This window comes from Dyella sp. NPDC103356 (genome assembly GCF_055584465.1).
On the sequence record NZ_JBVJLZ010000013.1, the window covers coordinates 25,886 to 42,052 of the forward strand.

9 protein-coding genes are annotated in these 16,167 nt (G+C 60.9%); 7 read left to right on the forward strand and 2 right to left on the reverse strand.

Features of this window, described 5'->3' with window-relative positions:
• Window positions 1-105: 105 nt before the first annotated feature.
• From ACZ6WW_RS21965 to ACZ6WW_RS21975, 3 genes are all read left to right on the forward strand, one after another.
• Window positions 106-882, forward strand: coding sequence for a TenA family transcriptional regulator (locus tag ACZ6WW_RS21965; protein WP_465276085.1), 777 nt, complete (start codon window positions 106-108; stop codon window positions 880-882).
• 66 nt (window positions 883-948) lie between these two features.
• The gene (locus tag ACZ6WW_RS21970; protein ID WP_465276086.1) at window positions 949-3,696 is read left to right on the forward strand and encodes a putative bifunctional diguanylate cyclase/phosphodiesterase; all 2,748 of its coding nucleotides are present in this window, start codon (window positions 949-951) and stop codon (window positions 3,694-3,696) included.
• A 1,153-nt stretch (window positions 3,697-4,849) separates the two neighbouring features.
• Entirely contained in the window at window positions 4,850-5,290 is a 441-nt protein-coding gene (locus ACZ6WW_RS21975; protein ID WP_465276087.1) for a hypothetical protein, read from the forward strand.
• A 36-nt stretch (window positions 5,291-5,326) separates the two neighbouring features.
• Here the strand turns inward: ACZ6WW_RS21975 and ACZ6WW_RS21980 are convergent, their stop codons facing one another.
• On the reverse strand, window positions 5,327-6,094 hold the full coding sequence (locus ACZ6WW_RS21980) for an SH3 domain-containing protein (protein WP_465276088.1): 768 nt from the start codon (window positions 6,092-6,094) through the stop codon (window positions 5,327-5,329).
• 90 nt (window positions 6,095-6,184) lie between these two features.
• On the reverse strand, window positions 6,185-8,077 hold the full coding sequence (locus tag ACZ6WW_RS21985; RefSeq protein ID WP_465276089.1) for a 3'-5' exonuclease: 1,893 nt from the start codon (window positions 8,075-8,077) through the stop codon (window positions 6,185-6,187).
• A 204-nt stretch (window positions 8,078-8,281) separates the two neighbouring features.
• On the opposite strand from ACZ6WW_RS21985, the gene ACZ6WW_RS21990 reads away from it, so the two are divergent.
• From ACZ6WW_RS21990 to ACZ6WW_RS22005, 4 genes are all read left to right on the forward strand, one after another.
• Window positions 8,282-9,481, forward strand: coding sequence for a GGDEF domain-containing protein (locus ACZ6WW_RS21990; RefSeq protein ID WP_465276090.1), 1,200 nt, complete (start codon window positions 8,282-8,284; stop codon window positions 9,479-9,481).
• A gap of 192 nt (window positions 9,482-9,673) precedes the next feature.
• Window positions 9,674-10,645 carry a hypothetical protein gene (locus ACZ6WW_RS21995; RefSeq protein ID WP_465276091.1) on the forward strand — a complete coding sequence of 324 codons (972 nt, stop codon included), beginning with the start codon at window positions 9,674-9,676 and terminating at the stop codon, window positions 10,643-10,645.
• Complete coding sequence (locus ACZ6WW_RS22000) at window positions 10,642-14,523, forward strand: RHS repeat domain-containing protein (RefSeq protein WP_465276092.1); 3,882 nt, start codon at window positions 10,642-10,644, stop codon at window positions 14,521-14,523. Before ACZ6WW_RS21995 ends, ACZ6WW_RS22000 begins: the two co-directional genes overlap by 4 nt.
• A 65-nt stretch (window positions 14,524-14,588) precedes the next feature.
• Window positions 14,589-16,118, forward strand: coding sequence for an RHS repeat-associated core domain-containing protein (locus ACZ6WW_RS22005; RefSeq protein WP_465276093.1), 1,530 nt, complete (start codon window positions 14,589-14,591; stop codon window positions 16,116-16,118).
• The last annotated feature ends 49 nt before the right edge of the window (window positions 16,119-16,167 follow it).

The window sequence follows — 16,167 nt, forward strand, 5'->3', positions numbered from 1 at the left end:
TCGTCCGCGGCGCCGGGGTACGATCGGTCATAGGACCTCCTATGACCGGAAACCCGGCAGGAGGTCACAGGGCCTCTTGCTACCGACTCTGAAGGAGATAGCAATATGAACGTTCGCTTCGAACGCACTGGCCCGTTGATGGAACTGTCGAGCTACCCGCAATGGGCGCAGGACATGGTGATGGAGTGTGAGGAGGCCAAGCAGGGGGTGGTCGACCACGAAATCTGGCCGGCCATGTGCGAGGGCAGGCTCGGCGCCACCGGCACCCGCCATTTCATGGTCGGCGTGTGGCCGGTGATCGAGCGGTTCCCGGGCTATATGGCCATGAACCTGCTCAAGACCCGCTTTGGCCGCAGCCCGGGCGACAATATGGCCCGCCGCTGGCTGGTCCGAAACATCCGTGTGGAGCAAAATCATGCCGAACATTGGCTCAGCTGGGCTGAGGGGGCCGGCGTGTCCAGGGAAGAGGTGTTGACCGGCCAGGCGCCGCACGGATCGGAAACGCTTGCACGCTGGTGTGAAGAAATCAGCAGTCACGGACCCCTGGCTGCCGGTATGGTAGCCACCAACTATGCCGTGGAGGGTGCCACGGGCGAATGGTCCCAACTGGTGTATGCAAGCGCCGCTTACGCGGAAAGCATGCCGGCACCGACCAGGACCAAAAGCCTTCGTTGGTTGCAGTTACATGCCGCCTATGACGACACTCATCCCTGGGAAGCGTTGGAGATTGTCTGTACGCTGGCCGGGGCATCGCCATCTTCGGCTGAAGCTGCCTATCTTGGGGAGTGCGTGCGTCGCAGTTATGTAAGTATGCGCATCACGCTGGATAGGTGTATGGATGTGCATCGCGATCCGTGGGCGGTTAGCGAGGCTGCTGCGTGACGAGTGTGTGAAGGGGCGATACGCATCGGCCGGTTTGCGGTGTAACGACAATGGAAACAGGACGCGATGCGTAACGTCCAAGACGCAGTACAAAAACCGTTGTCTCGACGCTTGATGCCGCTGGTCTATGCGCTGGCCGGCATCATGGCGTTAGTGCTTGCCTTGACCTGGGGGGCGCTGCAAGTTCAGGTCACTCTCGCCGGTTTCCTCAACGGCGAGAGTATTTGGTCGAAGGCGCAGAAGCAGGCCGTGATCGACCTGGACAACTACGCGGTCGATGGACATACCGAATCGCTGGAAAGTTTCCGGCGAAACTATGATGTGCTCAGATCCGATCGCGCGGCGCGCGATGCGATCGACAGCGGCAAATTCGACCACCAGCAGGTCACCAACGATTTTCTGCGCGGCAGCGTCATTCCCGAAGCCATCCCGGGCATGATCTTCATGCTCCAGTATGTGTCCAGCGCGCCCTATATGAACGAGGCGCTGAGCGCCTGGCGCTCGGTCGACAAACCGATCGAAGAATTGAGCAGCATCGCCGACGAGTTACAGCACGGCTACCAGAGCGGTGGCGTTTCCGAAGCGGAAGTGACCCGTCAGCGTGGTCGCATCAACGAGCTGAGTACGTTTATCGAGCCACGTGCAAACCGCTTTTCGCTGGAGATCGCGCACGGCGCGGCCTGGCTCGGACGGGTGCTGTTTATCGGTGTGCTGATCGCCGCATGCCTGGCGTCGATGTTGTGGCTGCGCATGGCGCGACGTGTGCTGGTCAATATTCGCGGTACCGAAGAACGTTACCGACTGTTGTTCGACAGCGCCGCCGACGCGATCGTGATGGTCGACGAGCACAGCGGGCGCATCCTCGACGTCAATCGCACCGCCGCCCAATGGACCGGACGGAGCATGAGCAGCCTGATCGGCAGCAGCTTCGCCGATCTGTTCGTGCCGGGCAGCGCACGTCTGGTCGGTGCATCGGTGATCAGCGCCTTGCATGGGCCTGACGGCCAGGATCGTCCGGTGGAGACGCAAAGCAGCCTGGCCACATGGGGCGAACGCTCGGTACGTCAGGCGATCATTCGCGATATCTCCGAGCGCATGGCGATGGAGCAGGAGCGCCGTGTCGCAGCCGAAGCGCTGGCGAGCGTGGTCGAAGGCATCATCATCGCCGATGCCAAGCGCCTGGTGATCACCGTCAATGCCGCGCATTCGCGCATTACCGGGTATTCCGCCCAGGCCATGCACAACCGGCCCTTCGATGCCACGCGCTGCCTGCCCAATGGCCAGCCGTTGCCGGAAAGCATCTGGAAGGACATCGAAGGCGGTGGCAGTTGGGTCGGCGAAGTACAAAGCCGTCGCCGCGACGGCAGCAGCTATCCCGAATGGCTCAGCATCAGTGCCATCCGCGACACCGATGGTGAAGTGCAGCACTACGTGGCGGTATTTACCGATATCACCGCGACCAAGGCCGATCGGCAGCGCCTGGAATACCTGGCGACGCACGATCCGCTGACCGGCTTGGCCAATCGCGACGAATTCCAGCGTCACTGTGCGCGGGCGATCGATATCGCTACGCGCCAGCACGGTGCGGCGGTGGTGCTGTTCGTCGACCTCGACGCGTTCAAGGTCGTCAACGACAGTTATAGCCATGCCATCGGCGATCACCTGCTGGTAAAGGTCGCCGAACGCATCCGCGGTGAGCTGGGCGAGGGCGATGTCGCCGGCCGTATCGGTGGCGACGAATTCACTGTGCTGTTGACCGGCCTGCGCACGCGCGAAGAGGCTGCGCCCTTTGCCAATCGGTTGTTGGCACGCCTGGCGGAGCCGTTGCAGGTGGTCGATTACGAAATCGTACTGAGCGCCAGTATCGGTATCGCAGGCTATCCGCTCGATGGCAGCAACCCGATCACCTTGATCACCCATGCCGACGCTGCGATGTACGCGGCAAAGACGGAAGAGCGCAACGCGTATCGCTTCTATACGCCGTTGATGCTCGCCGATGCGCGCAAGCGCCTGTTGCTGGGTGCCGATCTACGTTTGGCGCTGGCGCGTGGCGAGTTCTATCTGGTCTATCAGCCGAGCATCGACCTGCGCACCGGCCGCATCATCGGCGCCGAAGCCTTGTTGCGCTGGCGGCATCCGGATCGCGGCGAGCTGATGCCGGACGAATTCATTCCATTGGCCGAAAGCCTGGGACTGATCCGCCGCATCGATGCCTGGGTGATGCAGGCGGTGTGCAACCAGATCCGTGCGTGGGAGCAGCAACGTCTGCCGCCGATCCGCATTGCCTTCAACGTATCGGCCGGTTCTTTTGGCCATGCTTCGTTTGCCGAAGCGGCCCGACAGGCATTGCATGCCAGTGGCATCACGGCGGCGCGCCTGCTGATCGAGATTACCGAAAGCACCATTCTGCGACAGAGCGAAGAAACCGAGCACACCATGCGCACCTTGCGTTCGCTGGGTATCGGTATTGCGATCGACGATTTCGGTACGGGGTATTCGTCGTTGGCCTATCTGAAGCTGGCATCGATCGAATACCTGAAAATCGATCGCTCTTTCGTTACCGGGCTGCCGGGCGAGGGCAATGACGTGGCGATCGTCGAGGCGATTCTTGCGATCGCCAAGAGCCTGGGGATGGGGACGATCGCCGAGGGCATCGAGACGCAGGAGCAGCACGATTTCCTGTTGCGTGCAGGGTGTCTGGAGGCGCAGGGTTATCTGTATTCGCGGCCGGTGGTGCCTGCCGAGATCGAGCGGATGCTGTCGCCGCAAGCGCGGACGTCGCCGCGGTTGCATCTGGTGCCGCCGAAGAAGTGATGGTTTGGTGGTTAGCTGACTTCTCGTTCTCGTCATTCCTGCATAGGCCAGCATGGTTTCCCCCATTCCTCCAAACCTCGTCATCCCCGCGAAGGCGGGAGGCGCTTTACAACAGCGAAGCTGGTCATCCAGTGGCTTCGGTGGTAGGTTGTCGCGAGAGCGTCTGTCGCTCTGGTTCTGCGCTTAGGCTAGAAAGTCGCCTCCGGCGTGTTTCGCCGACCTGCCGGCCGCCGAGTTACTTTCTTTGCTTGTCCACGCACGCAGTGCGAACGGCGCTAGCCGGCCCGGAGTAAAGAAAGATAACCAAAGAAAGGACACCCCTAGTCCGCCGTCGCTGCGCGACCGTGAGGTTTGGCCGGGCTTTTCGACAGAGCCTGTCCCGGACTTGATCCGGGAACGTCCCTGTCCTGTCGAAAAGGACTCGGCGTTCCTGCCGAGTCCCCTTTCGGGGCCTGATCGTCCAAACCTCACTCGGCTCCCGAGGGAGCCCGAAGAGCTGACCGCTCGCTGCGCATCGCTTGCCAAGAGCGAAGCGCAACCCCCAACCGCGCTCCATCTCCCCTAGTCGTCATTCCGGCGAAGGCCGAAATCTATTCCTCAGTCTTTCGCTCGTCAGACAACATGTCGCAAGCGGAAACCCTGAGGTATGGATGACCAGCTTCGCTGTTGAAAAGCGCCTCCGGCCTGCGCCGGAATGACGAGAGGGGTAGGCGAGGGTGAGAGGGCAAACGCTTTAAGTCCTTAGCGCCGCGACGCTTCGCGCACCAATTCGGCGTACCTCAGAAGCGCCAGAAGTGTCCCCTGTCGATTCGAGTAGGCGGTCCGAACGGTTTTATCCCTCAATGCTACTCAGAGCTCTGGCTCCAAAGGGCCATTCTCTCTTTGGTTACTTTCTCTTTACTCCGGACTTAAAGGTCCTCCGCCCTCCGGGCCGGCTTCGCCGTTCGCATGCGCTACGCGCAAGCGTGGGCCAGCAAAGAGAAAGTGACTCGCTCGCCGGCAGGCGAGTGAAACGCCCGCTGCGCAAGCGGCCAGATCGCCCGAACACCCAGGCAAGAACCAAACACTGACGCCACTGGGCTCCGGCCTACGCCGGAATGACGAAGTAGGAGAAATAACAGTCTCCCTTCGTCCGCGCAGATAAAATCCCCACATGAGCCCCACACGCAAAACAGCCATCACCCTGGGCATGATGTGGACATCACCCAACACGATGCTCGGCATCCTCATCGGCTGCGTTGGCTTCCTGTTCGGCGCGGACGTTCGATGGCGCCGCCAAGAACTCGCCCTGGTCTTCAGGCATTTACCCTGGGGCCCGGGAGGCGCACTCACACTGGGCAACGTGATTCTCTACACAGGCGACGAACTGGACAGCCCCTGTCACACCTACGCCCATCGCGCGGGAATGGGATTCGAGCCAGAGATCTCGCTGGCCGATCACGAACGCGCTCACGTATATCAATATCTCGCGCTCGGTCCACTGTTTCTACCGATTTACTTGCTATGCGGTGGCGTAAGCGTACGCAACCGATTCGAACGCGCCGCCGATCGCTACGCGCAGACAGGACAAGGCTGGTGGCCGTGGGGTAAATGACAAACGCCGCGATATTCGCGGCGTTTGTCATGAGACTTATTGACCGGCGGGTTTGGCTTCGGGCCGCGGACGGTTGCCGCCCTGTGGGGGACGATTTCCATTACCGCCGCCTGGCGGCCTGCCACCATTTTGCGGCGGACGATTGCCACCCCCTGGCGATGGCCTGTTTCCGCCACCACCGGGAGGTCGGTTGCCCCCGCCAGGCGGCGGTCGCTGACCATTACCGGGTGGCGGTCGATTGCCGCCATTGCCTGGCGGGGGCCGATGACCGTTGCCCGGTGGTGGCCGGTGACCATTGCCTGGCGGTCGATGACCATTCCCCGGCGGACGATGTCCGCCACCCCAGCCGGGATGCGGACGCGGCGGCGGGCGATGTATCGGCGGCCGCGGTGGCGGGCGATGCACGTACGGGCGGCGATACCAGTAATCGCGCTGACGATAGAAGGGGCGGTTGGCGTAGTAGTTGCCCCAATACGTACCGATCACGAAGCTCACGATCGGCAAGCCGATGCGTGGGCCATAGTCTTGTACGTAGACGGTCTGATTCTGATACAGGTATTGCAGGTAGCCCGCTGCGATCCAGCCGCGGTCCGGGCCCACGATGACATCGCACCATTCGTAACCCTGTATGCATCCCTGGATATCGACGCGAACGCCGGCCGGAACGATGTTGATGGACGGATAACCGATATCCGGGCCGGCACGCAGGTTGACGTTCGCGACGACGATACCTTCGGCGGCTTGCGCCCACGCGGGAAGCGCGAAAGCAATTAAGGCCGATACTAACCAAGCAAGGCGTTTCATCGAATGACTCCCGTGAATGAAAAGTGAAACGGGACCTTACTGCGTCGCTCACTTTGATCCTGTCACCGCTGGCATGCAAGCGAGCCGTCGTTAGGACAACACCTTTTCATGTCCGAGCGCGTGTTGCGCCAATTGCCCTTGCACATCGTTGATCGACGAACGGATGCGTGCGCTGAATATCGAATCTTCATGGTGTATCAACACCAGTCGCTCGGTAGCACGCGTCATGGCGACATACAGCAAACGCGCTTCCTCGGCTTCATCCTTGCCAGGCTTGGGCAGCGACCCCAGGCCGGGAATGATGACCATGGGAAACTCCAGGCCTTTGCTGGAATGCATGGTGACCAGCTTGACCGTATCGTCGACGACGAACAGCGCGCTCTTGCCGTTACGGTCGGCGAGCCGGCTGGGAATACCCACGCGGTCCAGGGCTTCGTGCAACTTCTCGCCTTCCCACAGATTGCGGAAGATCACCGCCATGTCCGAGTAGCGGCGGCCTTGTGCGTGCTCATCGCGCAGGCAGTCGATGATTGCGCCGAGCTGATCGGCGGCGTGTTCGACACGGATCAATTCGGGTATCGCACCGCGCCGTCCGGCGCTTTGCGGTTCGATCAGCGGTACGCCATCGTCGTCATCGTCATGCTCGTCGAGCAACTCGTTGGCGAAGCGGCGTGCTACCGACAGGATCTCCATCGTGTTGCGATAATTGATGCGCAGGATCGTCGTGCGGCCTTGTGCCTGCACGCCGACGCTTTTCCAGGTGAACTTCGGGCGATCCGTCTTGCCGTAGATGTTCTGCGCGTCGTCGTAGAGCACCAACAACGAGTTGGTATCCGGGTCGACCATCTGCACGATCAGGCGATACCAGTCCGGTTCGAAGTCGTGCCCTTCGTCGATCAGCACGGCACCGTACTGAAAGCGCGGGATCTGCCCGCGCTCGACACCGGCCATCACGCGCTCGACCATGCCTTCGAAATCGTCGTGCTTGGGCGGCAGTTCCACGTGGTAGGCCACCAGCATCTTTCGGCACCATTTGTGGAAGTTGTAGACCTGCACCTTGTCGCTCAGGCCGCGCTCGCCCATCAGCTGATCGAGCCGCGCGGCGAGCGTCTTGTTGTAGCAAAGCACGAGGATCGGTTTGGACAGGGATCGCGCCAGATGGATCGCGCGATAGCCCAGGATCATGGTCTTGCCCGAGCCGGCAACGCCGTGAATGATGCGATGCTCGTCGCCGATCGAACGCGCCAGTTGTTCCTGCTGTGCGTCCATCACCTTGATCAGGTCGGGAATCTCGACCGGCTTGCTGCTGTTGGAGGTGCCGTTGGCGAAGAGGCCGAACTGGCCTTCGCCCAGCTCCACGCGCAGCTCGGGGAAAAGGTGCCAGCGGATGCGATCGATCTGCGGCAAGGTCAGAGCACAAGGAAAGACCTGCGGGAACATCGCCCACAGCTGTTCCTGAAACGTCTCGATATCCGCCGTCTCGTAGATTTCGTCGCGGCAGAGCACCAGATGGGAAGGTAGAACCTCGCCCAGCTGGGCCTCGTCGAACTGCTTGCGACTGACATTGGCCAGCACTACGCCGTAGGCCCAGGGCATGATCAGCTTGCCCGCATGCCGGTGGCCGGGCGGATGGCGCAGGGCCGGGTCGCGCTCCAGGACCACGCCGATTTCCAGTGCGTACGCGCGCGCCTGCAGCAGCGGGTTGGTCTCCTTGACCATGCCGCGGTCGGTCACCAGGGTGAACTGGGTGGTGTCGGCGTGGCGGATGGTGTCGGGCTTCCAGTCCTTGATTTCCAGCACCAGCAGGCCACGGCGCGGGTGAAACACGACGAAGTCCGGTCGGCGCTGCTTGAGCCCGATCGGTACGTCGTACCAGAGCAGATAGTCGTCCTCGAGCTTTTGCTCCAGGCGCTCGGAGAGGCGCTTCTCGCCGGCGGTCATGCGCGAAAGGCAGCTATTACGGCTTGGAATCAGTTTTGCCATCCGTGTGTCCCGCGCTGCCTCGTAGCTGACTGTTGGCCGATCTTAGAGCCTGTGGCGGGTGCTGGAGTAGTCCAAAGCCCATCACAAATCAGCAAGCTGGCCGCTGTTTACGACCAAAGAGCCCTCAAGTTACTGCGCTTGCGGCCGATAGCATAGTAAGGGTCCGCTAGGTTATGGGGCTCGCTAGGTGAACCTACGGAGCCTATGGCCATCGACCTGGCGTCCATTGCAGTACTGGGCGCGCTACAAGCCGGTTTGCTGGCGATCGTGCTGCTGGTCGCCACGCGCAGTTATGCCGGGGTCGCCAAGGCGAGCCTGCGCATACGCGGCTGGGCGCTGCTGTTCGAGGCCGCTGGCTGGTGGTTGTTGGGCCTGCGTGGCGTCCTTGGCGACTGGTGGTCGATCGTGCTGGCCAACGGCCTGGTCTTGCTGTCGTATGCGCTCACGGTGCGTGCATTGCGCATGCTGCTCGGCGCGCCGTCGCGACAGAGCATCGTATTGCTTGTCAGCGCCGCATGCTGGCTGGTCATCGTCTGGTACGCGATGGTGGAGCCCAACTATCGTGTGCGCGTGCTGTGGGCGTCGTTGCCCATCGCGGTCGACGTGACCTTTCTGATCAAGCCGTTGCGTCATTGCCTGCGTAAACGAGGCTCCAACGCAGAGCGCGTCATGCTTGGCGTGCTGGCGATATCTGCCGGGTTGCTTGCCTGGCGTATCGTCGATCTGCTGTTTGGCCGGGCGCCGCCGGGTGGCCTGTTGGATCGCACGCTGGTCAACACGATCTACATGATGCTCACCGCGATGCAGCCGACGTTTACCAGCATCGGTTTTCTGTTGATGTACAACGAAGCGATGCAGGCGGACCTGAAACGCGTCGCGCGCATCGATCCGTTGACCGGCGTCAACAATCGCCTCGCATTGGCCGAGAAAGCCAGCAGTCTGCTCGATCGGTCACGACAGACCGGTCGGCCGTTTGCTGCACTGATGCTGGATGCGGATCACTTCAAGCGTATCAACGACCGATTCGGCCATGACGGTGGCGACAAGGTGCTGCTCACGCTGGTCGATAGTATTCGCGCGAGTCTGGGGCGACGCGATGTCATTGGTCGCGTCGGTGGCGAAGAGTTTGTGGTGCTCTCTCCTGATGCCAGTCTGGGTGAGGCGCTGGTACTGGGCGAACGGATTCGGCTTGCGGTCGAAAACGCGCAGCTATGGATCGAAGGCGAGGTTCAATCCTTGACGGTTTCGATCGGCGTGACTGTATCGCAACCGGAAGACAACGAAACCGAGGCGATTCTGCGGCGTGCGGATCTTGCGCTTTATGCGGCAAAACGTGCAGGGCGTAACCGTGTCATGTCCGCAGACATTCATCAAGAGCACATTAAAGATTCGATTATCTCATGAAGTAGAAGCACCTCTCGAGTTGTCGGATTTATCCCGATCAATTCATCAAGAATACACGCTGATATTCGGCTTCTACATTGATGTGACGAATATTGCGGATTGTTGCGGAAAGTTGTGACATCATGACCCTCGTTTTCCGGTAAGCAATGTATTGCGTGCCGTTAGGGATGAGTTTTTTCAGGATGAAACCGCATGAGTATTTGCGTGCGCTCCGCAGCGCTGATCAATTTTTTCCTGGCGTGCGTTATTTCAGCGCCTCTGCAGGCGCAGGCCATTTCTCCAGCGGCTGAATTGCGAGAGCAGGTTGGTCTTCGTCAGCGCATTCCTCTCCCGGATGCGGGCCAGTTCGGCGAGCAATTCAATCCCTTGACCGGCGAAATGACGCTGGAACAAACCGACGTTTCTCAGGAAACGAACGGATTGCCGCTTTCCCTGACGCGTAGTTTCATCCCCGGCTCCACGGCTTTCGATGTCTCGGGCGCGGGAGCGCTGGGCGATTGGCAATGGGAGCTGCCACGCATAACCACGCTGACCGTGCGCTACGACGACGGGCATGGCTGGCGTGTCGCGGGCGAACATCCGTATGCACGATGCAGCGCATTCGGCGCGCCGCCGTCATGGAGCCCGAAAGGTTCCCGGGCGCGGGGGCCTGACATGGGCATTTCACCCATTCACGGCCAGCCTCCCATAAGCGATCTCTCTGCCGATCTGTGGTGGCAAGGCTATCAATTGCGTGTCCCCGGATTTGCGCCGCAGGAAATCTTGCAGCGCGATCAAGCCAATACGCTGGCACCACGCATGAATGACGGCCGTGGTAACGCCTTGGCGTTCCCGTTGCTGACCGCACAGCATTGGCAGATTCACTGCGTCGGTCAATTGAACAACGGCGAACCTGGCGAAGGTTTCGCCGCCGTGTCGCCCGCGGGCGTCCACTATGTTTTCAACCATCTTGTGTACCAACCCGCGCCGGCCATAGCCCTGGACGGTCTGGGCACGGTACAGCGCTTTCGCGCATCGATGCTGGTAACGCACATCGAAGACCGCTTCGGCAATGCGCTCGACTTCAGTTACGAAGGCGACCGGCTGACCGCTACCGAAGTACGGATCAGGCGAGCATTCAGCTCTCCTACCGATCAGACGTCCCCCGGCTGGTCGATCGCGTGATACTCAGCCCAACGCCGGGCCATTCCCGCACCTGGTCCTACAGTTACGAGGGGCTCGGGAGCGGGCGGGAAACACTCGTCGGCGTCACCCGCCCGGACGGCACCGCATGGCGCTATCAACTGCGCGCCTTGAGTGATGCCGCACTCGATTACAGCGGAAAATCCACTTGCAACAGCGTTGCTCCTTTTGACGCGGCACGAACCTATATCGGTTCGATGACCAGTCCGGCCGGGCTCACTCAGCAGGTGACTTTCAAAGGGGTTCGGCACGCTCGCTCCGGCGTCGCCGACACGTGCGATAAATCGCTTGCGTTCCCCTGGGTACCGTCCCGCTATGACACATTGTCGCTGGTGCAGCGCAGCTATAGCGGTGCCAGTGTGGGAACGCCAGCGTGGTCGTATCGCTATTCGTCGGAAGCCGAGTCGCCAGCATGGGCTGAAGTGGTGAATCCCAACGGTCGCATCGACCGAACCACATTCAGCAACATCGCCGATCACACTGAAGGACAGATACGCAGCATCGACGTCGACCGCCGAGCCGATGGATCTACCGCACGGCGCACATTGTTCGAGTACGCAGCTGTTGGTGCCGGCCCCTATCCGGTGCGGCTGGGTGCTGCTCCGCGCACGCGTGGCAACGTTGCGCCGGAGGCGATCATGCAACCGCTGACGCGGCGGCAGCTGCTTCAGGATGGCGACACCTATACGACCGACTTCGAGACGTTCAACGTATTCGCCCAGCCGATGAGAATCCGCCGCGGCAACAGCATCGGTGGTCAGCCGGCCATGGTGCTTGGTGTGAGATATCTCAATGACACGCGGCATTGGCTGCTCGGTCTTACCGAGTCGATTGTCGAGATGGGTACCCAACAAGGCGTGTTGAGCAACGTCTACGATCCGGCGCAAGTGACGTTGTCGCAGCAACGCCGTTTTGGCACGCTGACGCGCTATACCTACAATGCGCAGGGTCAGCTTGCCGAGGTTATCGATGCGAATGGGTTGGCCACTCAGTACCAGGACTATCAGCTCGGTGTGCCGCGTAAAATCATCTATGCCGACGGTACGAACGAAGGCCAGGCGTTGGACGGCTTCGGCAACGTGGTCAGTCGTACTGACCGAGCGGGCACGACAACGACCTACGACTATGATGCGGTAGGCCGGATCACGCGCCTGGGTGCACCGCAAGGCGATAGCACCGCGTGGAATGACACCCGCATCACCTATGAGTTCGATCCTCAGTCGCGCTGGGGGCTGCAAGGCGGGCATTGGCGCACGCATGAGCAGCGAGGCAATACGGTCACGCTGACTTACTACGACGCGCTCCAGCGCCCTATACTCTCGTTCCTGCGAGATAGCAGTCAGGACGTGAGCGTCCGCAGGGCCTACGACGAGCAGGGGCGGGCCTTCTTCGAATCCTATCCGCAGGCGGGTTTGGCCAGCCTCGATCAACTCAGTCAAGGCATCCACACGGTCTACGACTCGCTGGGCCGGCCGACGCGTTCGGAACAGGATTCCGAGCTGGGGCGGTTGAGTACCTCCATGGCCTATCTTGCCGGCGCGCAGACGCAAACCACGGACCCCAAGGGCGCCGTGACCACGCGACACTGGCAGGTGCTCGACGATCCTGCTGATGCGGAACTGATCAAGCTGAGCGCTCCTGGCGGAGTAACGCAAACGATCGTTCGCGACGTCTTTGGATGGCCATTGAGCCTGACGCAGTCGGGGCTTTATGAAAACGCGCCGGTGTCGCTGACGCGCGAGTTTGTCTACGACTATTTCAGGCGCTTATGTCGCACCATCGAGCCGGAAACAGGCAGCACGGTCGTTGACTACGACGCGGGTGGTCGCATGATCTGGTCCGCACAGGGCGTGCAGGTCAACGGCGCCGGTTGCGGGCACGATCAAGTCGGCACAGCAGGCAGAACACAGCGTAGATATGACGCGATGAACCGGTTGCTCTCCGTGGTTTATCCGGCGGGAACGCGATCTGCGCGCTTCACCTATGACGCGCTCGGCCAGCTTGCCAGTGCGGATACGGGTGTGACCCGCTGGACCTACAACACCAACCGGCGCGGCTTGCCTACGGGCGAGACATTGACCGTCGACGGGATTCCCTATGCCGTCGGTTACACCTACGACGCCAACGGAGGCTTGGCCACTACGACTTATCCCGACGGGCGAGTAATCGACCATGCCCCCGACGGTTGGGGCAGGCCCACCAAGGCGGCCGGCTTTGCAAACTCCGCGCGCTATCTGCCCAATGGCGAACTCGAGTATTTCAAGTACGGCAACGGCATCGAGTATGTCGCCGAGCAGAACGCCCGACGTCTGCCTCGCAACATGAGCTATGTGCTGCCCGGCGGCGGCTTGCTGTTCAGTCAGGATTTCCAGTACGACGCCAAGGGCAATCTGACGCAGGCTGTCGACCTGTCGGATACGGCATCGAGCAAGCGCGAATTTGCCTACGATGCGCTGGACCGTCTGACGCGCGCCGTATTGCCGGGCGCGGTCAACTCGGAAACCTACAGCTACGATCCGCTCAACAATATTCGCCGTGTCGTCAATGACGCCGGCTTGCAGCGCGACTACCAGTACGATCCGCTGAACCGCCTCACCCGTGCACGTGGCGCGAACGGCCAGGAGCATCAATTCGCTTACGACGCGCGCGGCAACGTGATACAGCGCGACAGCACACCTTTCAGCTTCGATGTCTCCAACCGCCTGACCGAGGTCGCCGGGCGCGAATCGTACGAATACGATGCGTTTGGCCATCGCGTGCTCAAGACGCGGTTGGGCGTGGGCGGCAGCAAGACGACCTACGTCTATAGCCGGTCGGGTCAGCTGCTTTATCAGCGCGACAACGATGTCGCTTCGGGTGAAACGGACTACATCTATCTCGGCGGCATGCTCGTGGCGCAGACCACCACGCGCAAACTGGACCAGCCGGGCGCCATTGCCTTTACGCCGGGCAGCCCGACCGATGGCAACTACATCATCGCCTGGGGCAAGGCGGGTGCATCGGCAACTTACGAACTGGAGGAGCGCCTCGACGGTGGGGCCTGGCGGGCGATCTACCGCGGTACGAACACCAGCTTCACTTACTCGCAGCCGGATAATCAGCGCTCCGGCGGAACGTACACTTATCGTCTACGTGCATGCGCATCGACGTGCGGGCAGTGGGTGGTTTCCGGGCCCATGGGCGTGTCGCCGCGAAAAATCGCGCGGTTCCACTTCCCACAGGGCGTGCAAAAAACCGATTACGTCATCCGCTGGGATTCGGCCTATAGCGCTTCGACTTATGACGTCGAAGAAGGGGAGACAGACCGCTCGGGCAAGCTGGTCTGGACGCGCGTGGCAACGGGCTTGGCCCAGAACGCGCTGCAACGCCCGGGTAACCGTGTCGGCACTTACCAGTATCGCGTCGCCGCCAACAACGCTTACGGGACCCGAGGCTGGAAATTCAGCGACACAACGCAAAAGGTCATTGTCGATCCCGGCGAAACGGGCCCTCCCTCGCAGCCCAGAGTGACATCGCCCACGGGCGGCATGCTCAATGTCAGGTTTCCTTTTCTCCTGCGTGTCGCCTGGGATCCGGTCGCGCGAGCTACGCACTACAAGGTCACCACCAACTGGCCCTTCAGTTGCGAAACGGCAGCCACCGAGTGCACGTACTCCGTCATTCGCCAAGGCGACTTTGTCATCCAGGTGAGCGCGTGCAATGCCGATGGGTGTTCACCGGAGAGCCAGGTCATCCTGACCCTGGTACCCATCGGTGGCATTCCGACCCGATCGCAAACCGCGGCATCCGAGACATCGTCCGAGACATCGTCAGCCGCCTCCAGCGCGTCCGCCGCCGGGCTTTCAAACGAAAGCCCCTAAGAGAGCGATGACCTGAGTTCAAGGCAAGCAGTGCCGCCGCAGGGCGGCACAACAAGGGAATGTTCATGAAAGCGGAAAAATTAGGGGCTGGCCTGGCCCTGGCGGCCTTGTCGTTGTTATCCCGGCCGGCCATGGCGGCCAACAATCACCCAGTACAAGGGCACGTCGATGGCATCTACACAGCCAGCTCAGGCGAAGTCACCCTGAGGGGATGGGCCTGCAATACGGGGTGGTCGTGGACTTCGTCCCAGGTAGATGTCTACGCGGGCGCGCCTGCCGGTAGCGGTGGTACCAAGCTTGGCGTGTATCAGGCGAATCAGTACAGCGAGCCGGCGGTGTCGCAGGTCTGCGGAACCACCGGCCTATATCACCGCTTCGTCATCACGTTGACGATATCGATGCGTCAACAGTTCGCCGGCAAGCTGCTGTACGTCTATGGTTTCGCCTTGCCGGGCTCGGGTCAGAACGTGCTGCTCAACGGCTCGGGCCTGTACGCTGTACCTGCCGCGCCCGCGGTAGCCGACAGCACGTATTACATCCATGCCGACCGCCTGGGCAGCAATGTGGTCATGACCGATGCGAACGCGCGAGTGGTGGCGAAGACGGAATACACAGCGTACGGCGCGGCGGCGCAGAACACCCACAAGGACGAGACAGCGGGATACACGGGCCACTACGAGGATCCGCTGACGGGCCTGACGTATATGCAGGCGCGTTACTACGATGCGGATCTGGGGCGGTTTCTGTCGGTGGATCCGGTCCAGTCGACACCGGGCGATATCTTCAACTTCGCCCGTTATGCCTACGCCAACAACAATCCCATGATGTTCACCGATCCTACCGGCATGGTTGCGGCGTCGTGCAGGAGCGATGCGGTGATGAACTCGGATGGGTCCTGGAGTGTGACTGGGAGTGGTTGTGTTGGCGGCTCAGGAGGTTGGGGTGGCATCGCTGGTTGGTTTCCTGTGTGGGGAGGTGGTGCGTTGGGTGCACCGAGGGAGCCTGGCGTTGTTGGAGGAGGAGGTCGTCCGATAACCAATCTCGCTCCGGTGATAGTGGCGGCAGCTAACATCACGACTATCTTCCCAAAGATGGAGATGTCGAGTGTTGGCGACATTGCGTGCAGCAAGGGCATGGCGAGTGTTGCAGGATCTACTGCTGGTGGATTTGTTCTTGGCGGAATTACTGGCGCTGTGAACGGAAGGGGGCATCCCTACGCAATCGCTGGTACGGCAATAGTAAGCGGACTCAGTGCGGGCGCCGCACAGACATTTATGAATGTGACGCGCCCTTATGGAGGAGATTCATCTGCAATGACGATATCTGGCGTGCTAAGTACAGCGATAACTGATATGTCTCCAAATGCTATCGCGGCAAACGGCTTGACGGCATATTTTGTGTCAAAGCTTGTCGGCAAAAACCCAGGGTCTGGCGCGGCATTTACTGGAAAGATAGGGATGTATAGCGTCGCCGGAACTATCATGAATAGGGGCTTGGGTGCCGGAGCCTTAGTGGCCGGTCCCATGGCTGGAGCGGCTGGTGCAGCTACCGATATAGCAATAGAGGCTGGATGGAACAATTACTGTGGAAATTGAATTATGAAGTTCGTTGCTATTTTGATAAGAACGTTGCTTATCGTTTTAG